At 58.3% G+C, this 22,892-nt stretch carries 17 protein-coding genes and 2 tRNA genes; 10 read left to right on the top strand and 9 right to left on the bottom strand.

Annotation, left to right across the window (positions count from 1 at the left end):
- Positions 1-22: 22 nt before the first annotated feature.
- The 3 genes from galE to BKA12_RS02830 all read right to left on the bottom strand — a co-directional run bounded on the left by galE (position 23) and on the right by BKA12_RS02830 (position 3,347).
- Complete coding sequence (gene galE / locus BKA12_RS02840; protein ID WP_183640503.1) at positions 23-1,057, bottom strand: UDP-glucose 4-epimerase GalE; 1,035 nt, start codon at positions 1,055-1,057, stop codon at positions 23-25.
- A 108-nt stretch (positions 1,058-1,165) separates the two neighbouring features.
- Entirely contained in the window at positions 1,166-2,257 is a 1,092-nt protein-coding gene (locus BKA12_RS02835; protein WP_183644446.1) for a branched-chain amino acid aminotransferase, read from the bottom strand.
- Between the two features lie 34 nt (positions 2,258-2,291).
- On the bottom strand, positions 2,292-3,347 hold the full coding sequence (locus tag BKA12_RS02830) for a 3-isopropylmalate dehydrogenase (RefSeq protein WP_183640502.1): 1,056 nt from the start codon (positions 3,345-3,347) through the stop codon (positions 2,292-2,294).
- 148 nt (positions 3,348-3,495) lie between these two features.
- Here BKA12_RS02830 and BKA12_RS02825 point away from each other — a divergent pair, with 148 nt between their 5' ends.
- The 4 genes from BKA12_RS02825 to BKA12_RS02810 all read left to right on the top strand — a co-directional run bounded on the left by BKA12_RS02825 (position 3,496) and on the right by BKA12_RS02810 (position 8,809).
- Positions 3,496-4,671 carry a sensor histidine kinase gene (locus BKA12_RS02825; protein WP_183640500.1) on the top strand — a complete coding sequence of 392 codons (1,176 nt, stop codon included), beginning with the start codon at positions 3,496-3,498 and terminating at the stop codon, positions 4,669-4,671.
- On the top strand, positions 4,668-5,384 hold the full coding sequence (locus BKA12_RS02820) for a response regulator (protein ID WP_183640498.1): 717 nt from the start codon (positions 4,668-4,670) through the stop codon (positions 5,382-5,384). Before BKA12_RS02825 ends, BKA12_RS02820 begins: the two co-directional genes overlap by 4 nt.
- A 103-nt stretch (positions 5,385-5,487) precedes the next feature.
- Positions 5,488-6,216: an ABC transporter ATP-binding protein gene (locus BKA12_RS02815; RefSeq protein WP_183640496.1), complete on the top strand. Its 729-nt coding sequence runs from the start codon at positions 5,488-5,490 to the stop codon at positions 6,214-6,216.
- 1 nt (position 6,217) lies between these two features.
- Positions 6,218-8,809, top strand: a complete 2,592-nt coding sequence (locus tag BKA12_RS02810; RefSeq protein ID WP_183640495.1) for an ABC transporter permease — start codon at positions 6,218-6,220, stop codon at positions 8,807-8,809.
- A gap of 84 nt (positions 8,810-8,893) precedes the next feature.
- On the opposite strand, the gene metG is transcribed toward BKA12_RS02810, so the two are convergent.
- From metG to ilvD, 6 genes are all read right to left on the bottom strand, one after another.
- The gene (metG, locus tag BKA12_RS02805) at positions 8,894-10,465 is read right to left on the bottom strand and encodes a methionine--tRNA ligase (protein ID WP_183640493.1); all 1,572 of its coding nucleotides are present in this window, start codon (positions 10,463-10,465) and stop codon (positions 8,894-8,896) included.
- 241 nt (positions 10,466-10,706) lie between these two features.
- The gene (gene serA, locus BKA12_RS02800; protein WP_183640491.1) at positions 10,707-12,299 is read right to left on the bottom strand and encodes a phosphoglycerate dehydrogenase; all 1,593 of its coding nucleotides are present in this window, start codon (positions 12,297-12,299) and stop codon (positions 10,707-10,709) included.
- A 137-nt stretch (positions 12,300-12,436) separates the two neighbouring features.
- Positions 12,437-13,462 (bottom strand): ketol-acid reductoisomerase, encoded by a 1,026-nt coding sequence (gene ilvC, locus BKA12_RS02795; protein ID WP_183640490.1) that lies wholly within the window; start codon positions 13,460-13,462, stop codon positions 12,437-12,439.
- A 98-nt stretch (positions 13,463-13,560) separates the two neighbouring features.
- Positions 13,561-14,079, bottom strand: coding sequence for an acetolactate synthase small subunit (gene ilvN / locus BKA12_RS02790; protein ID WP_183640488.1), 519 nt, complete (start codon positions 14,077-14,079; stop codon positions 13,561-13,563).
- A gap of 2 nt (positions 14,080-14,081) precedes the next feature.
- Positions 14,082-15,962 (bottom strand): acetolactate synthase large subunit, encoded by a 1,881-nt coding sequence (locus BKA12_RS02785; RefSeq protein WP_183640487.1) that lies wholly within the window; start codon positions 15,960-15,962, stop codon positions 14,082-14,084.
- A 328-nt stretch (positions 15,963-16,290) separates the two neighbouring features.
- Complete coding sequence (gene ilvD / locus BKA12_RS02780; protein WP_183640485.1) at positions 16,291-17,994, bottom strand: dihydroxy-acid dehydratase; 1,704 nt, start codon at positions 17,992-17,994, stop codon at positions 16,291-16,293.
- A gap of 83 nt (positions 17,995-18,077) precedes the next feature.
- Between ilvD and BKA12_RS02775 the strand changes: the two genes are divergently transcribed.
- The 6 genes from BKA12_RS02775 (at position 18,078) to BKA12_RS02750 (ending at position 22,881) form a co-directional block, all read left to right on the top strand.
- The gene (locus tag BKA12_RS02775) at positions 18,078-18,533 is read left to right on the top strand and encodes a hypothetical protein (protein ID WP_183640483.1); all 456 of its coding nucleotides are present in this window, start codon (positions 18,078-18,080) and stop codon (positions 18,531-18,533) included.
- A gap of 132 nt (positions 18,534-18,665) precedes the next feature.
- Positions 18,666-18,738 (top strand) — tRNA-Lys (locus BKA12_RS02770).
- A gap of 93 nt (positions 18,739-18,831) precedes the next feature.
- Positions 18,832-19,329 (top strand): thioredoxin-dependent thiol peroxidase, encoded by a 498-nt coding sequence (gene bcp, locus BKA12_RS02765; RefSeq protein WP_183640482.1) that lies wholly within the window; start codon positions 18,832-18,834, stop codon positions 19,327-19,329.
- 72 nt (positions 19,330-19,401) lie between these two features.
- Positions 19,402-19,483, top strand: a tRNA-Leu gene (locus BKA12_RS02760).
- A 118-nt stretch (positions 19,484-19,601) separates the two neighbouring features.
- Positions 19,602-21,290, top strand: coding sequence for an ABC transporter substrate-binding protein (locus BKA12_RS02755; protein ID WP_183640480.1), 1,689 nt, complete (start codon positions 19,602-19,604; stop codon positions 21,288-21,290).
- Positions 21,291-21,402: 112 nt separating this feature from the next.
- Positions 21,403-22,881 carry a malate:quinone oxidoreductase gene (locus BKA12_RS02750; protein WP_221228039.1) on the top strand — a complete coding sequence of 493 codons (1,479 nt, stop codon included), beginning with the start codon at positions 21,403-21,405 and terminating at the stop codon, positions 22,879-22,881.
- The last annotated feature ends 11 nt before the right edge of the window (positions 22,882-22,892 follow it).

Here is a 22,892-nt window from a genome sequence, read left to right as displayed (position 1 = left end):
AAATTTAGTACGACGACGCCGCTCAGCTTTCGCGGTAACCTTGCGGATTCGCAGATTGCCAGCGCCACGAATCCACGGTCATTTCGTCGACGCTTCTCTTTGCTTCCCAGCCCAGCTCCCGCTCGGCTCGGGACACGTCCGCGTAGCTTTCTGCGATATCACCTGGACGGCGGTCCGTGATGTTGACCGGCAGTTCGCGGCCGCATGCCCTGGAGTACGAAGCGATAAGTTCCAGCACCGAGACGCCCTTGCCAGTTCCAAGGTTCCAGGCGCGCCAGCCCGAATTCTTGGCAACGTAATCGACTGCTTGCAAGTGCCCCTCGGCCAGGTCCTCGACGTGAATGTAGTCACGGACGCCGGTTCCATCTGGTGTGGGGTAATCGTTGCCGAAGACGTTGACGGCCTCGCGGCGTCCCACCGCTACTTGAGCGATGAACGGCATCAAGTTGTTTGGAATACCCTGCGGATCTTCGCCGATCTGTCCTGATGGATGAGCACCAACGGGGTTGAAGTAGCGCAGAATTCCCACAGACCACTCAGGATCTGCCTGTACCAAGTCTTCGAGAATTTCCTCGATCATGAGCTTGGTGCGTCCATATGGGTTAGTCACGCTGCGAGGCGCGTCCTCGGCGACTGGCAGCTCCTTCGCGTCACCATAGACGGTGGCTGAGGAGCTAAAGACCAGATTCTTCACGCCGTGGCGAGACATCGTCTCCAGAAGCGTGATGGTTCCAACGATGTTGTTGCGGTAGTACTTCAACGGCTCCGCCACAGACTCACCCACGGCTTTGAAGCCAGCAAAGTGGATGACCGCTTCCGGCGTGACATCAGCAAACAAGAGATCCAGCGCGTCGGCGTCGTTCAGATCAATCTCGGCGACATGTAGCGACGGGTCCCCTGCCGTTTCAGCACTGGCCAGTTCGTAGACGCGCTCAAGTGCTTTTGGCGAAGAGTTCGAGTAGTTGTCCACGACGCATACGTCGTGTCCAGCCACGAGCAATTGCAGGACAGTATGCGAGCCGATGTATCCAGCTCCCCCAGTAACTAAAATACGCACATTAAAAGCGTAGTCGGCTCTTTCGCATGGAAAGAACCGACTACGACACAATGTCTGCCCATCACTTAGCGATAAGCGCTCATCATGGGAGTTTCACTCGAAGTGAAGCTAGGCCAATCGCGTGAGCCATCCGCGCGTGTCTTCGCGCGTTCCAGTCTGGATGCCCAGCAATTCTTCGCGAATTGCCTTCCAGTGAGGTTCGCCGTCAGGTTCCGGAGTCACGATGGATCCGGTGGTGGTCTTGAGCTCACCAATCGGCGTGATCACAGCAGCGGTACCGCAAGCGAAGACCTCTGCAAGGCTTCCGTCGGCGACGGAGTCCTTCCATTCCTGAAGGGTGATCTTGCGCTCTTCCGTGGTGAGTCCGCGTTCCTTGGCGATTTCCAGTACGGAGGAACGAGTTACACCGTGCAGGATGTTGCCGTTGAGTTCAGGGGTGACGATGCGTCCGTCCTTGAACACGAAGAACACGTTCATGCCACCGAGTTCGTCCACGGCGTTGTCGTTGAACGGATCCAAGAAGAGGACCTGCTGGCAACCATGGGCTTCCGCTTCAAGCTGCGCAGCCAAGGATGCAGCGTAGTTACCGCCGCACTTAGCCTCACCCGTGCCGCCACGGCCAGCGCGAGCGTAGTGCTCAGACAGCCAGATGGAGACCGGGTGCAATTCGCCGCCGAAGTAGTTTCCAGCAGGGGAAGCGATCACGCGGAAGGAGACTTCACGCGCTGGGCGCACGCCCAAGAACGGTTCCGTGGCAATCATGAACGGACGCAAATACAGTGCCTCGCCATCACCTGATGGCACCCAAGCGGCGTCCACAGATACGAGCTCGCGCAGAGCGTCCAAGAAGACGGACTCTGGAAGTTCCGGCAACGCCAAACGTCGCGCAGAAGTGTTCAAGCGCTTTGCGTTGGCTTCGGGACGGAAAGTCCAGATGCTTCCGTCTGCGTGGCGGTACGCCTTGAGACCTTCGAAGATCTCTTGGCCGTAGTGCAGCACGGCAGCGGATGGGTCTAGTGCAATGGGGCCATACGGTTCAATGCGTGCATCATGCCAAGAGCCTTCGCCCTGTGCATTGACGCTGTAATCGACAACTGCCGTGTGGTCCGTGAAGTAGTTGCCAAATCCTGGATTGTCCAGGATTTCGGCTCGCTCCGTCTCGCTCTTGGGATGTTGCGAGAGGTCGCGACGAAATGTCAGTGTTTCCACGGTTCCTCCTCTAAGTACGTTCAGATTACGCCACGCGTGCAGCGATCGCGTCACCAATTTGTGACGTTGATCGCTGTTCGCCGCCTGCGCGAGCAGCAATGTCCGCTTCGACGGCGCGCTCGACGCGAGCTGCGGCGTCGTGCTGGCCAACGTGTTCCAACAGCAATGCAGCAGACAAAATGGCCGCTGTGGGATCCGCGATGCCCTTGCCGGCAATGTCCGGAGCGGAGCCGTGAACTGGTTCAAACATGGATGGGGCGGTGCGGTCCATATTGATGTTGCCGCTCGCAGCCAAGCCGATGCCGCCCGTAACGGCGCCCGCGAGGTCCGTCAGGATGTCGCCGAAGAGGTTGTCCGTGACAATGACATCGAAGCGTCCCGGATCCGTGGTCATGTAAATGGTGGCGGCGTCAACGTGCATGTAATCGCGCGTGACCTCAGGGAATTCAGGTGCAATCTCTTCCACCGTGCGGCTCCACAAGCGGCCGGCATTAACCAGCACGTTGTGCTTGTGAACCAAGGTCAGGTGCTTGCGCTCACGCAATGAAGCGCGGCGGAAAGCATCGCGCACGACGCGCTCCACGCCGTGACGGGTGTTGAGGGAAACTTCAGTGGCGATCTCGTGAGGGGTGCCGCCGCGCAAGACGCCGCCGTTGCCAGCGTATGGTCCTTCAGTACCTTCGCGAACCACCACGAAATCGATCTTTTCGGGGTTTGCCAGCGGAGTCGGCACGCCGTCGTAGGACTTGGCAGGGCGCAGGTTCACGAAGTGATCCAGGCTGAAACGAAGCTTCAAGAGCAGTTCGCGCTCAATAATTCCGGACGGCACGCGCTTGTCAGACGGGTCAGCGCCGACGGCGCCGAACAAGATGACTTCGTGGCCACGCAGCTTCTCCAAGGTCTCATCGCTGAGCGTCTCTTGGGTCTCGAGCCAGTGTGCGGCGCCAAGCTTGTACTCCGTGAAAGAGAGATCGAGCTGATCCACGGCCGCAGCCGCCTTGAGGACCTTGACTGCCTCCGCAATCACTTCTGGGCCAATGCCATCGCCGGGAATTACTGCAATATCGATGCTCTTCGTCATGCCTTCAAGTCTAGAACTGCGTCCCGTATGCTGAGCAACCGATCTCAATATGTGAACTTCTTGTTTCTCACTCGCGCAACGCGTCGCCGTGGCTTCTGGGTTCGCTACGCTAATTCCCATGGGATGGCGCGCTACTTTCGATCGATTGATGACTCACCGGCCATGGTGGCTGGATGCGATCGTCGCCGTGTTGCTGTGGCTTGTGGTGTTGATTCTGAGCGCCGGACTGCGGTGGACGGATGACGTGAGCCGCGTGACCGCCCTCGCCGTGACACTACAAGTATTACCCCTGGCTATTCGCCGAAAGTATCCGTTACTGATGCTGCTGTTAGTAGCGGCCGGCTGCCTCATTCAAGTGGCTGCGCTCTTCACAGTGCTGCCGTCTCAAATTGCAGTTCCCCTCGCCGTCTACTCCGCAGCTACTCACGGCTCGCGCTTCGCGTCGTGGTTAGGCCTAGGTCTGGGTCTTCTGGGTGCAGTAATTGCCACGATCGTTTATGCCCCGGTTGCACGGACGGACTTACTGCAGTCCGTCGTGATCTTTTGCGCACTGGCCGTCATTGTGGGGCTCTCTTGGTTGGTGGGAGAAATGACACGGCATCGTCGTGAGATGGTAGCTACGCTCAATGCTCGTGCCGAGCGATTGGAACGCGAAAACCAAGTAGAGCGCGAACTGGCCGCTGCGGATGAGCGCAACCGCGTTGCCCGCGAAATGCATGACATCGTGGCGCACTCGTTGTCCGTCATGATCGCCCAGGCAGACGGCGGGCGCTACGGGATCGATTCCCACCCGGATCTCGCCAAGCAGTCCCTCGAAACTATCGCCAGCACGGGTCGCGGTGCACTCACTGAGATGCGTACCCTGCTGGGAATTCTGAGACAGGACGACGACGAAGCCGCCCTGCGTCCTGCGCCCACTCTTGCGGACATTCCAGATTTGTTGCGCAACGCCGAGCAATCCGGACTCAAAGTGGAGTTCCAAGAAGAACACTTGCGCGATTCGAGCAGCCGTCATTCGTTGCCCGCAGGCTCCCAGCTCACGCTCTACCGGGCAACTCAAGAAGGTCTAACAAATGTCATCAAGCACGCCGGACCGGCTGCGAGCGCACGTGTCATCATCCGGTGGGGCGTGGACGGCGTGCGACTCATTGTGCGGGACAACGGCCGCGGCGGACTCACTGCCTCCACTGACAGTTTGGGCCAAGGACTGCGCGGCGTCCGCGAGCGCGTGGAACACTTTGGTGGCACTGTCTTTGCTGGTCCGGATCTTGCGGGCGGGTTCAGGCTAGAAGTTCTAGTTCCATATGCGAGGCTAAATTCATGACCGTTTCCACTGATGAACACTCTGCCGCAGACGTCATTCGTGTGGCGCTTGTGGACGATCAAGTGCTGGTCCGTAGCGGTTTCAAGATGCTGATTGATTCTCAGCCGGATCTCACGGTGATCGCCGAAGCGGGGAGCGGACGTGAAGCACTGCAGTCCCCCGCGATCCTCTCCGCCGATGTCATCCTGATGGACGTTCGCATGCCGGAAATGGACGGCATCGAGGCCACTGAGAAGCTCTTGTCTTTGCCTTCTGTTCATGGCCGCCCGACTCCCCCGCGCATCGTGGTCCTCACGACCTTCGACCATGACGAGTACGCCTTCGCTGCCATCCAGGCTGGCGCTAGCGGCTTCCTCCTCAAGGACGTGCAACCGGAGGATCTCTTGTCCGGTATCCGGACGGTTCACACGGGCAATGCTGTCATCGCGCCGAGTACCACGCGCCGACTGTTGGAGCACGTATCCCCCTTGCTGTCTCGCAACCAGGCGTGCTCCGATGGCGTTGCTGAGCTTGTCAGCATGCTGACCCCGCGAGAGTATGACGTCTTCGTCAAAGTGGCTGAGGGTAAGTCCAACCCTGAGATCGCTGAAGAGCTGTTCTTGTCCATGGCCACTGTAAAAACCCATGTGGGGCGCATTTTGTCTAAGCTCAACGCTCGAGATCGCGTCCACGTAGTGGTCATCGCATATCAGGCAGGCGTGGTTTCCCCTTAGGGGTCTCTCCGCGGTTCTCATACCAAGGGTGGACAAAAGTTCCGAGCAAGAGGGAACTCCGAGCTGATCCCTAGAGGGGGCACAGCTTCATAGTGTGAATGCTATGACTGAATCTCTCGCTGTCTCCGCTCATCAACTGACTAAAACGTACGGCTCCGGGGAAAACGTGGTGTTTGCACTCCGCGATGTTTCCTTGTCGATTCCTTCGGGACGCTTCGTGGCGATCATGGGCCCTTCGGGTTCTGGCAAGTCCACGCTTATGCATTGCCTCGCTGGCCTCGATAATCCTTCCAGTGGCGAGGTCTACATTGAGGGCCAGAACATCACGGCGATGCAGGACCAGCAGTTAACTGAATTACGACGACGCCGCGTCGGCTTTGTTTTTCAGGCTTTCAATTTGGTGGCCACGCTGAACGCTCGCCAAAACATTGAGCTGCCGTTCTTGCTCGATGGCAAGAAGCCGGATGCTTCACGCATCGCATCCATCACCACGATGCTTGGCTTGCAGGAACGATTGAGCCACAAGCCCCACGAACTCTCCGGCGGTCAGCAGCAGCGTGTGGCGATTGCTCGCGCGCTGGCAACTGACCCAGCCGTGCTCTTCGCGGACGAGCCCACGGGTAATCTCGACACGAACTCGGGACGAAGCGTCTTGGGCTTCTTGCGGACGTGCGCCGACGAAGGTCAGACCATCATCATGGTGACTCACGATCCCGCTGCGGCAACCTATGCCGACGAAGTCTTAGTCATGCGTGACGGCTCCTTGGTTGACACCATCACCTCCCCTACGGTGCAGTCCGTCACCGGCGCGCTCACGGAAGTGGGTGTCTAACATGCAGCTCATTGCACTTTCAACACTGAATGCCTATTGGCGACGTTACGTCGCCGTGGGTCTGGCCATTATGGTGGGCGCCGCCTTCCTGACCGCCACCCTCTTGGTTCAGTCCGTGTCCCAGGCTTCGTTCGGCAACAGCCTCGGTGAGAACTATCGCGGAGCAGACCTGGTCATGCAGATTGACGCTGAAGCACTGGAACGCACACCAGTCAGCACCGACGGAAATACCGCCCTCAACGAGACCTCTATTGCATTCGCCAAAGGAACGTCCTTGGTGAGTGTGGCGCAGCCTATCGGCACGTCGTCCGCGCAGCTTCACATCACCCAGCCGGATCCCGCCAGCTCAAGCGGTCAGCGCACGGTTATTGACATGGCCTCGGTGAACATTGCTCCGTCGAACCCTGAGTTCGGCTCCATGAAGATCATTGAAGGTAAAGCGCCTCAAGGTGCCGCCCAAGTTGCCGTCCCCGAGTCTCAAGCAGCCCGGCTCAAGCTCTCTATCGGCGACACTCTCACGCTCGACGGGCTCTCCGCGAAAGTCACGGGAATCGCGGCGAACAGCAACGACCCCACGAATTCCTTTGGCGTACAAGTATGGGCAGACCTTTCGCTCGTCAAGTCTCTGCAGAAAGAAGATCTCCGCTTTGAAGCCATTGCTCTCAAGCTAGCACCCGGCATTCAGCCAAGCACCGCTCAAGGTAACCTGACTTCTCTTGCACAGCACGAAAACCTCACGTTCGTGACCTTCAAGACTCCAGAAGCCGCAGTCAAGGACAGCATTGCGCGCTTCTCCGGTGGCACCGATGTGCTCACCCCCGTGCTCCTGATCTTCGCAGGTGTAGCGCTCTTCGTCATGACGCTAGTGGTCAGCAACACCTTTGCTGTGATCGTGGCTCAGCGAACGCGCGAATTGGGTCTCTTGCGCACGCTCGGTGCGGATCGAAAGCAAGTACGCCGCATGGTGCGACTCGAAGCACTCGCGCTGGGACTCATAGCAAGCATTCTCGGCGTCGCTGCAGGCATGGCAGTCATGTTTGGCCTCGTGACATGGGCTAAGACCCTTCCTGGCGCGGCCTATACAACTTTTGCGGCGAATCATCAGTCCATCTGGATTCCGGTACTCGTTGGCACCATCCTGACTGTCTTGGCCGCCGGCTCCCCTGCGCGTCGCGCTACCAACGTCGCGCCTCTCGAAGCTTTGCGCCCGCAAGACATGTCCACCGACTCCCATGACTTCGCTCATGGCTCCAACCGTGGGCGGCCCTCGCTGGGGCTCTCGAAGGGGACGTTTGCTTACGGACTCGTGTTGTTCGTGGTGGGAACGGCTGCCCTCGTGGTGTTCTCGGTCTTCTTCCCAAACCTGACCATCGCCTTCCTCAGCGGAATCGTGTCCTTGAGCGGCGTCGTCGTACTGGCTCCCGTGTTTATCCCGCGTGCCGTTGGCGCGCTGGGAGGGTTGACCGGACGCAAGTCCGCACCCGCGCAGCTCGCCGCGCTCAACGCCGTGCGCCAACCGCGCCGCACCTCCGCCACCGGAACCGCGCTGATCATTGGCGTAGCACTGGTGACGATGTTCCTAACGGGCGGCACCGTGGCCAAGGCAACCCTCGACGGCTCCGTGTCCAGTCAGTACCCCGTCGATTTCAGCCTCGGAACGGTTGACCCGACACAGACACCACTGACAGAAGCGGATGCCAAGAAACTTACACAGATCAGAGGAATTGAAGCCGCCATTCTGATGCAAACCGTGGGGATTACCGATGGTTCGGGAAATGTCTTGGCCGCGTCTGCAACCGATCTCGCGAAAGTTCTCAACGATCCAGCAACCATTCCCCCTCAGGGTTCCGTGGTTGTTGGCAAGGAGCTGGTGCCGGGAAACACCCTCGACGTGTTGAAAACCGACGGCAGCTCGGTCACTGTACCGGTGGTTCACGCTGGCGCAGACTACTTGCAACCCATGATGAGCACTGAAACCGCTCGCGCCCTGGGACTCACTGTACCCATGAAGTTTACGGATCCGACCGCCGGTGACTCCGGAACGATTTATGCACGGGCAGCGCAGGGACTGGACGCCAACTCGATCAACCAATTGCGCGATGACATTTCTGCTGCTGTGGGAATCCCACCCATGTATATCGGCGGTGCGGCCATGATGCGCGCCTCGATTGGCGGTACCATCGACATGCTGCTCATGATCGTCAGCGGCTTGCTAGCGGTGTCGATTTTGATTGCCGTGATTGGCGTGTCCAACACGCTGTCCCTGTCCGTCATTGAACGGTCCCAAGAAAATTCGCTCTTGCGGGCCTTGGGACTCACCACGCGCCAGCTGCGCTCCATGATTGCTCGTGAGGCGTTGCTGGTCAGCGTCACCGGAGCCGTCCTGGGAGTGCTCTTGGGCGTGGGGTACGGCCTCGCGGGAGCTCAAGCAGCCATGGGATCTTTTGCCCCGCTCGTCATCAGCCTGCCGTGGCTCATGTTGGGACTCGTGCTCGTGGGCGCAATGATCGCCGGATTGCTCGCGGCCGTCGTTCCGATCCGCCGCGCGGTGCGTCTCAGCCCCGTCGCAGGCATGCGGGAGGCTGTGGCCTGAGCCAGTGCACGAAGAAAAGGGCCTGTTTGCTTCGCCTCACGGCGCGGTAAACAGGCCCTTCTCATGATGCTAGGTCAGCAATAATTACTTTGCTTCAGCAGGTTCCTCATATTTGGGGAAGATCGGCTGCGGTGCAGGAAGCTGCGTGCCGGCAGCGAGCGGGATATTGAAGGAAGCGAACGTGCGTCCCGCACCCTCGGCCTGACCGAGTGCGTCCAACAGTAGGCTCATAGAATCTGGCATGACTGGCTGAACGAGCAAGGACACGCGACGCAGAACTTCCAATGTCACGTACAGCACGGTGGCCATGCGTGCAGGATCCGTCTTGCGGAGTACCCACGGCTGCTGCTCGGCGAAGTACGCGTTCGTATCGCCCAGGACAGCCCACGTTGCTTCGAGCGCACGGCTGAATTCCTGCGTCTCGTAGTAGCCACGAGAGATCGTAAGAAGTTCGGCGGCCTTGTCCAAGATCTCCTGGTCCGCTGTGGTGAACTCCCCAGGTTCCGGCACGACGCCGTCCAAGTTCTTAGCCACCATGGACAAGGAGCGCTGCGCGAGGTTGCCCAAGTTGTTCGCGAGATCAGAATTCATGCGGCCCACAATGGCATCATGCGAGTAGTTGCCGTCAGCTCCGAAAGGAACTTCACGGAGCAAGAAGAAACGCATTTGGTCTAGCCCGTAGGAGCGCACCCAATCTTCAGGCGAGACCACATTGCCCAAAGACTTGGACATCTTGATGCCGTTGTTGTGCAGGTGGCCGTGGATCATGATGCGCTTGGGCAACTCGATCTTGGCCGACATCAAGAATGCTGGCCAGTAAATGGCGTGGAAGCGCGAGATGTCCTTGCCAATGACGTGAACGTCCGCTGGCCAGAACTTCTTGAACAGTTCCGAATCCTGATCTGGGTAGCCCACGCCCGTGAGGTAGTTCGTCAACGCGTCCACCCACACGTACATCACGTGCTTGTCATTACCGGGTACCGGGATGCCCCAGTCAAAGGTGGTGCGGGAAATCGAAAGATCTTCGAGGCCACGCTCTACGAAGCGGATGACTTCGTTGAAACGCGAACGGGGAGCGCCGAAGTCAGGCTGGTCGCGGTAGAGCTCCAAAAGCTTGTCCTGGTACTTCGAGAGGCGGAAGAAGTAGGATTCCTCTTCAGTCCACTCAACCTCGGTACCGGTCTCCTTCGAGTACCGAACGCCGTCGCGCACTTCCGTGTCATCTTCGATGTAGAAGGCTTCGTCGCGCACCGAGTACCAGCCGGCGTACTTGTCCAAGTAGATGTCGCCGTTTGCTTCCATGCGGCGCCAAATTTCCTGGCAGGCCACTTGGTGGTCATCGTCGGTGGTGCGAATGAAGCGATCAAAGCTAATGCCCAGGCCCTGCTGAGCGCGCTGGAAGCGATCCGAATTTCGCTGCGCCAACTGGCGAGGAGTCAGGCCTTCCTTGGTGGCCGTCTGGAGCATCTTCTGGCCGTGCTCGTCCGTGCCGGTCAGGAAGAACACCTCATAGCCGTCCAGCCGCTTGAAACGAGCCATCGCATCCGTGGCGATGAACTCGTAGGCATGGCCCAAGTGAGGGTCGCCATTCGGGTAGGAAATCGCCGTCGTAATGTAGAACGGCTCTGGCGCGGAAGTTTTTTGCTGCTCAGTCACCCTAAGAATCTACCGCAATTGCGCGGCCGGAAAGGGATTTTCACCCGGCTCAGGCCGCACATGACCGCAACATCACATACCTGCTCAATTTAGGGTCCTTAAACGCCAAAGGCGCGGTATGCGGATGCCGTCCGTCCCACAGCTCACAGAGTGGGATTTTGGGCAAGCGGTACACACCGCGCCTTCAGTGTTCTGGCGAGAACGGGCCTGACAAGAAGCGTTCAGCGAAGAACCGAGGTAGCTATTTCTCGCTCAGGTTGATTTCGCGAGCCACCGTGGCGCCAACGCTTTCGCGAACGCGCTCGAGAAGTCCTTCAGGAAGGGCGTTGTCGATGGCCAACACTGCGAGGGCCTCCCCCGCCTTGCTGCGGGACACCTGCATGCCAGCAATGTTCACTTCATCGCTGCCCAGCAAGGAACCCAAGCTACCAATCACGCCTGGGCGGTCCTGGTACTGGAGGACAATCATGTGCTCAGCCAACGGCATTTCGAGTTCGTAGCCATCGACAGCGACAAGCTTCTCGACCTGCTTAGGACCGGTCAAAGTGCCGGAGACGGAGATCTGATCGCCATTGGCCTGAGCGCCGGAGATGGTCAAAACGTTGCGGAACTCTTCAGACACCGAGGTGGTGAGGAGACGGTGAGCAATGCCGCGCTGCTCTGCAAGCACAGGAGCGTTGACGTAGGAAACGGAATCGGAGACAACGTCCATAAAGACACCCTTGAGTGCGGACAGCTCGAGAGCCTTGACATCGAAGGCAGCGATTTCGCCAGCAACTTCGATGTCCACGTTGACCACGCGGTCCGTTGCGAGAGCGGCGAAGATACGGCCAAGCTTCTCGATGAGCGGGATACCCGGGCGAACCTCTGGAGCGATGACGCCACCGGCGACGTTGACAGCATCCGGCACCAATTCGCCAGCAAGGGCGAGGCGCACGGACTTGGCAACGGCGATGCCTGCCTTTTCCTGTGCTTCATCCGTGGACGCACCCAAGTGCGGGGTCACGGTGACGTTCTCGCGGCCAAGGAAAGGAACATCCGTTGCTGGTTCCTTGACGAACACGTCGATGCCGGCGCCAGCGATTTCGCCAGCGTCGAGGGCAGCTTCCAGCGCCTGCTCATCCACGAGGCCACCGCGGGCCACGTTGATAACAAACGCGGACTTCTTCATCTTCTTGAAGGCATCCTCGCCGAGCATGCCTAGGGTCTCTGGGGTCTTTGGCATGTGGATGGTGATGAAGTCAGAGGTTTCCAACAGCTCGTCGAGGGACAGCAACTTCACACCCAACTGCTGGGCGCGGGCTGGCGTGACGTAGGGATCGTACGCAACGATTTCCATGCCGAAGCCCTGCAAGCGTGCGGCAACCAAAGCGCCGATGCGGCCCAAGCCGATGATGCCTGCGGTCTTCTCAAAGAGCTCAACGCCGGTGTACTTGGAGCGCTTCCACTCACCGTTCTTCAGCGAGGCGTTCGCAGCTGGGATGTTGCGAGCCAAAGACACAATGTGTCCCACCGTGAGTTCAGCCGCAGAAATGATGTTGGAGGTAGGAGCGTTGACCACCATGACGCCGGCAACCGTGGCGGCCTTGATATCAACGTTGTCCAGGCCCACACCGGCGCGGGCGATGACCTTGAGGTTCTTAGCGGCTTCGATAGCCTCAGCATCAACTTGCGTTGCCGAACGCACCAAGATGGCGTCTACATCGGCGATATCGCGCAAGAGTTCGGTGCGGTCTGCACCGTTCGTGTTGCGCACCTCGAAATCTGGACCAAGCGCCTCAATGGTGGCGGGCGAGAGTTCTTCGGCGATCAAAACAATGGGTTTTGCGGTCACGAGGGAAAACCTTTGGTTGTGGGGTGGTGGGGTTCAAAAAATCAAGACAGAACGACGCCGCAGCTTCCGTATTTCTGGAGCGGCGGCGTCGTCATTGACTACTGTATGGAACGCTAAATGCGATTATCGAGCCTGCCTTAGCGAGCTACGGAACCCTCTTGGTAGTCATCGTTAGCGGCAACCCAGCTGAACATCTTGCGAAGTTCGCGGCCCGTGGACTCGATCGGGTGATCCTCGCCCTTCTTGCGAAGCTCAAGGAATTCCTTGGCGCCATTGGCCTGATCATCCATGAAGCGCTGTGCGAACTTGCCGGACTGAATGTCGGCAAGAACTTCCTTCATATTTTCCTTGACCTGTGGCGTGATGACACGTGGGCCGGAAACGTAGTCGCCGTACTCAGCGGTGTCAGAAACGGACCAACGTTGCTTGGCGATGCCGCCTTCCCACATGAGGTCAACGATGAGCTTGAGCTCGTGAAGAACCTCGAAGTACGCGATTTCTGGCTTGTAGCCAGCTTCCGTGAGGGTCTCGAAGCCGTACTGGATGAGCTGGGAAGCGCCACCGCAGAGAACAGCCTGCTCGCCGAAGAGGTCCGTCTCGGTCTCTTCCGTGAAGGTGGTTTCGATGACGCCTGCACGGGTGCCGCCGATAGCCTTTGCGTAGGACAGAGCCAATTCCTTTGCCTTGCCGGTGAAGTCCTGTTCCACAGCGATCAAGTCAGGGATACCACGGCCAGCTTCGAATTCGCGGCGAACCGTGTGGCCTGGAGCCTTTGGAGCAACCAAGGCAACGTCAACGTTTGCTGGGGGCTTGATGAAGCCGAAACGGATGTTGAAGCCGTGGCCGAAGAAGAGTGCGTTGCCCTCTTCGAGCTTGTCAGCGATCTCTTCTGCGTAGACCTTGGCCTGAACTTGGTCTGGGGTGAGGATCATGATGACGTCTGCTTCTGCAGCAGCTTCTGCCACGGAGACAACGCGCAGACCCTCAGCCTCAGCCTTGGCGCGGGACTTGGAGCCTTCCTTGAGACCAACGCGGACGTCAACACCGGAGTCGCGCAAATTCAAAGAGTGGGCATGTCCCTGGGAGCCGTATCCAATAACGGCAACCTTGCGGCCCTGGATGATCGAGAGATCAGCATCGTCGTCGTAGAACAATTCAGTCACAGTATGTGTCCTTCATCTTGCGTGTGTCAGCACTTGCCAAACACACTATTGAGATTTGTTTACAGGGTAAAAATTCGTGTCGAAGATTCGCGCGGGAGTTACGCGGAAGCCTGACGAAGCGCGCGATCAGACATCGACTTCGAGCCGCGTGCCACCGCAACCGTGCCAGACTGCACAATCTCGCGAATTCCAAAAGGCTCCAGCACGGAGAGCAAAGCATTGAGCTTCTCGGCTCCACCGGTGGCTTCGATGACGAGCGAATCGTTAGAAACGTCCACCACCTGGGCGCGGAACAAATCCGCCGCTTGCGTTACTTGCAAGCGTGAAGCGGAATCCGCACGTACCTTTACGAGAATGTGGTCACGCTGCACGGACGCATCCGGCAAAAGTTCCACGACCTTAATAACGTTGACGAGCTTGTTGAGCTGTTTGGTTACCTGCTCCAACAAATCGCCTTCAGCGTCCACCACAACAGTGATGCGGGAAACGCCACTAATTTCGGTGGGTCCCACCGCAAGAGAGTGAATGTTGAACGCGCGGCGAGCAAACAAGCCGGAAACACGCGTCAACGTACCGGGCACGTCCTCCACGAGGACGGACAAAGTATGACGAGACATATTTAGTCCTCTTCTTCCCACGTTGGAGTCATGCCGCGGGCAATCTGGATTTCATCATTGGACACGCCGGCCGGAACCATTGGCCACACCATGGCGTCCGCGCTGACCACGAAGTCAATGAGGACTGGGCGGTCATTGATTTCGAGAGCCTTCTGGATGGTGGCGTCGATGTCTTCATCACGCTCACACCGCAAACCAACCATGCCGTAGGCGTCAGCCAACTTCACGAAGTCAGGCACGCGGATGGTGCCGTGGCCCGTGTTCAAATCGGTGTTGGAGTAGCGGCCGTCGTAGAACAACGTCTGCCACTGGCGCACCATGCCCAAGGAGGAGTTGTTGATGACAGCAACCTTGATGGGGATGTTGTTGATGACGCAGGTAGCAAGCTCCTGGTTGGTCATCTGGAAGCAACCGTCGCCATCGATCGCCCACACCACGCGGTCTGGGTTGCCAACCTTGGCGCCCATTGCTGCTGGTACGGAGTAACCCATGGTTCCGAGGCCGCCGGAGTTGAGCCACTGGTGAGGGCGCTCGTACTTGACGAACTGCGCAGCCCACATCTGGTGCTGGCCAACGCCTGCAACATAGACAGCTTCCGGTCCGGTCAAAGCACCAATGCGCTCAATGACCTTCTGCGGAGCCGTAAGTCCGTCTGCCGTCTCGGTCCAGCCGATCGGGTAGGTCTCACGGATGCGGTTCAGCATGGACCACCAAGCGCTCAAGTCCGGGCGTCCGGACTCTTCGAAAGCAACCTCAACGGCCTCACGGAGCTCCGGAATGATTTCCTTGACGGAACCCACGATCGGCACATCGGCCGTGCGGTTCTTGGAAATTTCTGCCGGATCAATGTCAGCATGGATGACCTTGGCGTTCGGAGCGAAGGTGCTCAAGACACCCGTCACGCGGTCGTCAAAGCGAGCACCCAGCGTGATCAGCAAGTCAGACTGCTGCAGTGCAGTCACCGCCGATACGGAGCCGTGCATGCCTGGCATACCCACATGCTGTTCGTGGGAATCCGGGAACGCGCCACGAGCCATCAACGTGGTGGCAACAGGGGCGCCCACGTATTCGGCCAGCTCAAGGAGTTCCTGCGAAGCGTGGCCCTTGATGACGCCGCCGCCCACGTAGAACACGGGACGTTCGGCTTGCGCGATGAGCTTGGCAGCTTCACGGACCTGCTTCGAGTGACCGCGCATCACCGTGCGGTAACCCGGAAGATCGATCTTCGGTGGCCATTCAAAAGTCATCTTGGACTGCTGAGCGTCCTTGGAGATGTCCACGAGGACAGGTCCGGGACGTCCGGAAGAAGCCAAGTAGAAGGCTTCCGCCATGATGCGCGGAATGTCATTGGGGTTAGTCACCAAGAATGCATGCTTGGTGATGGGCATCGTAATGCCCACAATGTCCGCTTCTTGGAAGGCGTCAGTGCCGATGAAAGCGCTGTTGACCTGACCCGTGATAGCCACGAGGGGCACCGAGTCCATATGGGCATCAGCGATCGGAGTGACGAGATTAGTTGCGCCCGGGCCAGACGTGGCGATGCACACGCCAACTTGTCCGGTGACCATGGCATAGCCTTGCGCTGCGTGGCCGGCTCCTTGCTCGTGACGCACCAAGATGTGGTTGATCTTGGTGGAGTCCATGAGCGGGTCGTAGGTAGGGAGGATGGCCCCACCTGGCAACCCAAAGACGTCTGTGACGCCCAGTTCTTCCAATGAGCGGACGATGGCTTGTGAGCCAGTCATCTCCGTGGGAGCAACGATATTATTCGGCCCTTGGATAAGGGACGACGCTTCCACGGCGGAAGAGACCGGAGTCGGTTCCTTGGACCACCCGGCAGCCTTCGCTGCCTGCTGCGGACTCACAGGTTTTACCTGACTCATGTGTTCTTCCTTTTCTTGTTCTGTGACCTGCACATAAAAAGAACCCCTCCGGCCGTTGGGCGGTTGGGGTTCGCGCGTCACCGGGTTACGACGAAGTGGTCATTTAGCGACGCGCTCGCTAATGACTAGGACGACGACTCCATGGTTTTGCATGTGTTTAGTTTCCCCCGCGATCGATAGCGCGTCAATTGACGTTACATCGATCTCATTATTTGGACACGGCGTCCATTCTGTGGACGCACGCTTTGGGCGAGCAGCGTCGTCGTAATCAAAAAATAATGACGACGACGCCGCTCAGCCTGCGCTCATTCCTTGCGGATCGCGGACCTTAGCCCGTGTAAGCACCCTTGCTTGCCGAGTTAACGAGCTTGGCGTACTTCGCAAGCACACCCTTGGTGTAACGAGGAGGAAGCGGCTCCCAACCCACCTTGCGGGCTTGGAGCTCGGCTTCGTCAACCAAGAGGTCCAAGGTGCGAGCAGCTATGTCAACGCGGATCTTGTCGCCGTCCTTGACGAACGCGATAGGTCCGCCGTCAACAGCTTCTGGAGCTACGTGGCCAATGCACAAGCCCGTAGTGCCGCCGGAGAAGCGACCATCCGTGAGCAAAAGCACATCCTTGCCGAGACCAGCACCCTTGATGGCGCCGGTGATCGCGAGCATTTCGCGCATGCCCGGTCCACCCTTAGGGCCTTCGTAACGGATAACGACGACGTCGCCAGCCTTGATCTCGCCATTGTCCAGAGCGTTCAGTGCGCCCTGCTCGCGCTCGAACACGCGAGCAGTGCCTTCGAAGACGTCAGCGTCGAAGCCTGCGGACTTCACGACAGCACCTTCTGGAACCAACGAGCCGTGAAGAACTGTGATGCCACCGGTCTTGTGGATCGGGTTATCCATGGCGCGGAGCACCTTGCCGTCAGGATCTGGTGGGTTGATGCCGGCCAGGTTCTCAGCAACGGTCTTGCCGGTCACTGTCAAAGCGTCGCCGTGGATGAGGCCTGCGTCGAGCAGAGCCTTCATGATTACTGGAACGCCACCGATCTTGTCCACGTCATACATGACGTAGCGGCCGAATGGCTTGAGGTCGCCCAAGTGAGGAACCTTGTCGCCAATGCGGTTGAAGTCCTCGAGGGTGAGATCAACTTCAGCTTCACGAGCGATCGCGAGCAAGTGGAGGACAGCGTTGGTGGAACCACCGAAAGCCATGGTGACGGCGATGGCGTTCTCGAAAGCCTTCTTGGTCATGATGTCGCGAGCGCGGATGCCCTTGCGGAGCAACTCAACTACGGCCTCGCCGGACTGGCGGGCGAACATGTCGCGACGCCGGTCAGCTGATGGTGGGGCTGCCGAGCCTGGCAAGGACATGCCGAGGGCCTCGCCGATGCACGCCATGGTGTTTGCGGTGTACATACCGCCACATGCACCTTCGCCTGGGCAGATGGCGCGCTCAATGGCGTCAAGGTCCTTCTTGCTCATCTTGCCGGCAGCGCAAGCGCCAACAGCTTCGAAAGCGTCGATGAGGGTGACTTCTTTTTCAGTGCCATCTTCGAGCTTCGCGAAGCCCGGCATGATGGTGCCCGCGTAGAGGAACACGGAGGAAAGGTTTGAACGGGCAGCTGCCATGAGCATGCCGGGAAGGGACTTGTCACAACCAGCGAGAAGGACGGAGCCGTCGAGGCGCTCGGCCTCCATGACGGTTTCCACGGAGTCAGCAATGACCTCGCGTGAAACGAGCGAGAAGTGCATGCCTTCGTGGCCCATCGAAATGCCGTCAGAGACGGAAATGGTGCCGAACTGCATGGGGTAGCCGCCGCCAGAGTGGACGCCTTCCTTGGCGCCCTGGGCGAGTCGATTCAGCGACAAGTTACACGGCGTAATCTCGTTCCAAGAGCTCGCGATGCCAATCTGAGGCTTGGCGAAGTCGTCGTCTCCCATGCCGATTGCGCGGAACATTCCGCGGGCTGGAGCCGCGTGAAGACCGTCCGTAACGGTCCGGCTTCGGGGCTTGATATCTACTGTAGGTTCCTGCGTCATGCAACGATCCTACGTCTGCCGATTGACCACTCTGAACGTGTGACCAATTCATGAAGCATTCGCTTCCCCCTAGAATTGAGCGCATGACGGATCCCCACAACGAGTCATTTTCAGACGCTGAACTCAAACGTCGACTCCGGGAATCCTTCGATTCTCAGATCCCCAACTACGGCAGCTACAACGTGGTTTACGCCACCGGACTTGCCGGTTCAGGGGGCTGTTTTTTGATTGGGTACCGGAGCCAACCGCTCGAATGCATTGTTGCGCCCATTGACCCGCTCAGCGGCGAACCGCTCGGCGTGGCCCGCACTGTGAGCCTCACTAATATCAACGAAATTGGTGTGGACGGCATGAATCAAGTGCAGCTCTCCACCACCACGGGCAAAGTTTTCCGTTTCACGGTGCCAGCGGTCCCCTTGGTCCGCTGGCTAGATTCCAGCAACTCCACTCCTCACGAAGTCCTCATCCCGCTCGAGCAAACTTCGGACGCTGCGGACTTTGGAATGTTCGTCGATAACTTCATGAGCGCACTTTCATAAACCCCCAGATCAGACCAATAAACGGCGTGAGCAGTATCACCCCCTCCTTGATTTTTGATTTTCGGCAATCTTCCGGTAGAGTTTTCTGTCGTTGCAGGAACGCTTGAAAGAGAAAAATGCAACGGAGAAAATGCGCCTCTAGCTCAACTGGCAGAGCAAATGACTCTTAATCATTAGGTTCCGGGTTCGAGTCCCGGGGGGCGCACACAACAGAGAATTCCCTGATCAGGCAACTGATCGGGGAATTTTTGTTTACGCGGTCATTTATCCAACATGGTCAAACATCAAAGGGGAAATCATGACGACAGCAACACCAGAGCCAACAAACATTCGATTCATGGTGGGCGAAGAAGCCCCCGATTTCGAGCTCGTTGACCAGCAAGGCAACAAGGTCTCAAAGAAGAGCCTTCTGGGCACGCGCTACGTCATGTACTTCTACCCCGCCGCGAACACGCCGGCCTGCAATCAGCAAGCATGTGATTTCCGCGACCACGCGATGGACTTCAGCTCTCAGGACTTGCCGGTCTACGGAGTGTCTCCAGACTCGGTTGAAGTGCTCTCCAAGTTCGCGGACAAGCATTCGCTCAATTTCACACTGCTCGCGGATCCAGAGCATGAAGTCTCTGAAAAGTTCGGCGCGTGGGGTGAAAAGAAGAACTACGGCCGCACGTACCAAGGTCTCATCCGTTCAACGTTCGTGATCGGCGAAGACGGAACCTTCGAACTAGCTCAGTACAACGTACGTGCAAAAGGACACGTTGAGAAGTTGCTCCGTGACCTCAAAAGTCTCGGTTAGACTATTACGAGCTTGAATCACGATGAGCGCTTCAATCACTGATTGTCGTAGCATCGAAAGAGTTCAAGAATTGCGGGCGTGGCGAAATTGGCAGACGCGCTGGATTTAGGTTCCAGTGTCTTCGGACGTGTGGGTTCAAGTCCCTCCGCCCGCACTCATGGCAGTCCCCCAGTCAACAATTGGTTGCCGGGGGCTGCTCTTTTCGGAAGGAAAGGTCGGTTTTGGCGGTGTCCAGCGACGATCCCCGGCCACAAGGCGTACCCCGCCGGGCGGTGTTGTCTTGGACGGCCCTAGGACTTCCGGCCCTAGCGTTGACGGCATGCACGCCGTCCCAGTCACCGGTGAATTCTTCTTCCAGTACGACGGCGCCAAGCACCACCCGCTTTCAGTTTGCGGTCCCGTCTTACCCCCGTTCCTTTGACCCCTCTCAGGCTCTCGATGTTGAGTCATTCCGCATTTCCCGCCAAGTCTTTAACAACTTGGTGGGCGTAGATCCGGACACGGGAGCACCCAAAGCTGAGCTCGCCGAGTCCTGGACTGTCAGCCAAGATGGGCTGACCTACCGCTTTACCTTGCGCCGCGACGTGAAGTTCCATTCCGGAGCTGCCTTCAACGCGGATGCTGTGGTGAAGAATTTCGAGCGTTGGGCCGCAGCACCGGCCGCTGCCAACGTTGCGAACCGCACAGCGTTCGAGGTGGTGTTCCATCACCACGCCACGCTGCCTGTAGACCAAGTCCCTAGATTCGATCAGTCGGCAACCCCGAGTGCATCTGCATCCTCAAGTACCGCTTCGACGGCAATTCCTTCTTCCACAGCATCTCCCGAAGGAACTAACGCTTCCTTCTACTCCGGCGCGCGTGCTGTGTCCGAACATGAATTTGAGCTGACGCTACGTCGCCCACTCACTTTGCTGATCGAAGCTCTGACGCATCCCGGATTCGGAATCATTGAGCCGGGAACCTGGGACAGCAAGTTCCCTAACGGATCTGGCCCGTACCGCATTGGCTCCGCAACGGAACAAGAAATTGTCCTGAACGCGGCGCCGTCGTACTGGGGAACCAAGCCGACCGTAGGCCAAGCCACCGTGAAAGTATTCCGGCAGGCCCACGCACGTTTTAATGCGCTGCAGCGTGGCGAAGTGCACGGCTACGACCTGGTGACGGTTGAAGAGCTCAAGACAATCGTTCAAGAAGGACGGCAAATGTTGCAGCGCGATCCTTTCGCGGTGCTGTACATGGGCATGAATCAGCTCAATCCGGTTCTTCAGGATCAGCAGGTTCGACGGGCCGCGGCCTACGCAATTGATGTCAATAGCCTCGCCAGCCAGTTCTTCCTTCGTGGCACCAACGAAGCCCGTAGCTTCTTGCCGCAGAGCTTGGCGATTCCCGACCCCACCACGCAGTACAACTTTGATCTCAATCGCGCCACGGAGCTCTTGAGCACGAGCTCCTATCGCGGCGAAGCCATCCCGTTTACCTACCCGACCAACACCGCGCGCGCTTACTTGCCTCAGCCTGAGCGCATTTATGCGGCCATCAGCAAGCAGCTCACCGCGGCAGGCTTCAATATCAAGCCGGTTCCGCTGGACTGGCAAAGCGACTACGTCCTGAGCGTCACCTCGGGAAAGAATCCCGGTTTTCATCTCCTGGGATTGACCGGTGAGTTCCGGGATCCGGATTATTTCCTCTCCTCTCTTTTTGGGCAGTCCTCCCCCGAATTCGGCTATACCTCGCCTTCGGTTCAGACTCTCATTCGAGACGCCCGCTCGCTAGCAAACGGCCCTGATCGCGTTGCAACCTATTCGCGCATCGTCGAGACTCTCGCCGTTGACCTGCCCGCTTATCCCCTGCTGTACCCCATTTCCGCTTTGGCGCTCAACAACGATGTTGTGCGATACCCCGTTAGTCCCATCCTCGATGAACCGTTCACACGCGTTGAGGTGACTCCTACGAGCCCGTGACCCACTGACCGTTTCATGCGCGCTCACCGTCTGCTCACAAACGCCCGGGATTATATGAGAGACAACGCGGCGCGATAGCCTTAGCCCAATAGAGATAAAAGGGAGACGAATTTTGTCCTCACAAGCACCTGCAAAAAATTACGACATCGTATTGGTCGGCGCTGGCATCATGAGCGCCACCTTGGGAACGTTCATCAAGCAGCTCGAGCCCACTTGGAGCATCGGTCTGTTCGAGAACTTGGACCAGGCGGGTCTCGAGTCCTCTGACCCCTGGAACAACGCTGGTACGGGACACGCGGCCCTCTGCGAATTGAACTACTCGCCAATGGGTGCAGACGGCAAGGTTGATCCTGCCAAGGCCCTGAGCATCAACGAGCAGTTCCACATTTCTCGTCAGTTCTACGCCCACATGGTCCAGCAAGGACTCGTGGGAAGCCCTAAGACTTTCATCAACGCACTGCCGCACATGAGCTTTGTGCTGGGCGATGATCACGCGAACTACTTGCGCACGCGCTACGAGTCTTTGAGCGCGCAGCCACTGTTCTCCACCATGGAGTACAGCGAAGACCTCGCAAAGATTGGCGAGTGGACCCCACTCGTCGCCGAGGGTCGCGGCGCCGGACGCGTTGCTGCATCTCGCGTTGAAGGCGGCACGGACGTGGACTTCGGTTCGCTGACCCGTCAGCTCACCGCATACTTGGGCACCACTGGTGCTGATCTTCACTTCGGCCACCGCGTCACGAGGCTCGAGCGCTCCGGCACGGGCTGGACCGTTGGCGTCAAGAACCGCGCCACCAAGCAGGACTTCACGGTCAACGCCAAGTTCGTCTTCGTCGGTGCCGGCGGAGGAGCACTCCACTTGCTGCAGAACTCGGGCATTTCCGAGGCAAAGGGCTTCGGCGGTTTCCCAGTCTCCGGTCAGTTCTTGCGTTGCACGGACGAGAATGTGATTGCACGCCACCATGCCAAGGTCTACGGCCAGGCTTCCGTGGGTGCTCCACCAATGTCCGTTCCTCACCTTGACACCCGTTTTGTGGATGGCAAGCGTTCGCTCATGTTCGGCCCATACGCCGGATTCTCTACGAACTTCCTCAAGACCGGCTCCATCATGGACTTGCCGCTGTCGATCCGCACGCACAACTTGTTCCCGATGCTCAACGTGGCCAAGGACAACTTGAGCTTGGTCTCCTACCTCGTCAGTGAAGTCTTGAAGACTCGCGGCAAGAAGGACGATTCGCTCAAGGATTACTACCCAGAAGCCATCGGAGATCAGTGGGAGCTCATCACCGCTGGCCAGCGCGTTCAGGTCATCAAGAAGGATCCTGCCAAGGGCGGCATCCTTCAGTTCGGTACCGAAGTTGTGACCAGCGCCGACGGATCTATCGCTGGCCTGTTGGGCGCTTCCCCGGGAGCTTCCACTGCAGCACCGATCATGATTGGTCTGTTGAAGCGTTGCTTCCCAACGCAATTCGGTGGCTGGGAAAAGAAGATCGAAGAGATCGTTCCAAGCCACGGCCAGAAGCTCAATGACAACGTTCAGCTTCTGGAAGAGATCACGAACCACACCAACAAGGTTCTTGAACTCGCCTAATTGAGGATCAT

Origin of the sequence: Neomicrococcus lactis (assembly GCF_014200305.1) — a bacterium.
GTDB classification, from domain to species: domain Bacteria; phylum Actinomycetota; class Actinomycetes; order Actinomycetales; family Micrococcaceae; genus Neomicrococcus; species Neomicrococcus lactis.
The sequence above is the reverse complement of the archived record's forward strand: the minus strand, read 5'-3'. Positions and strand labels throughout refer to the sequence as shown.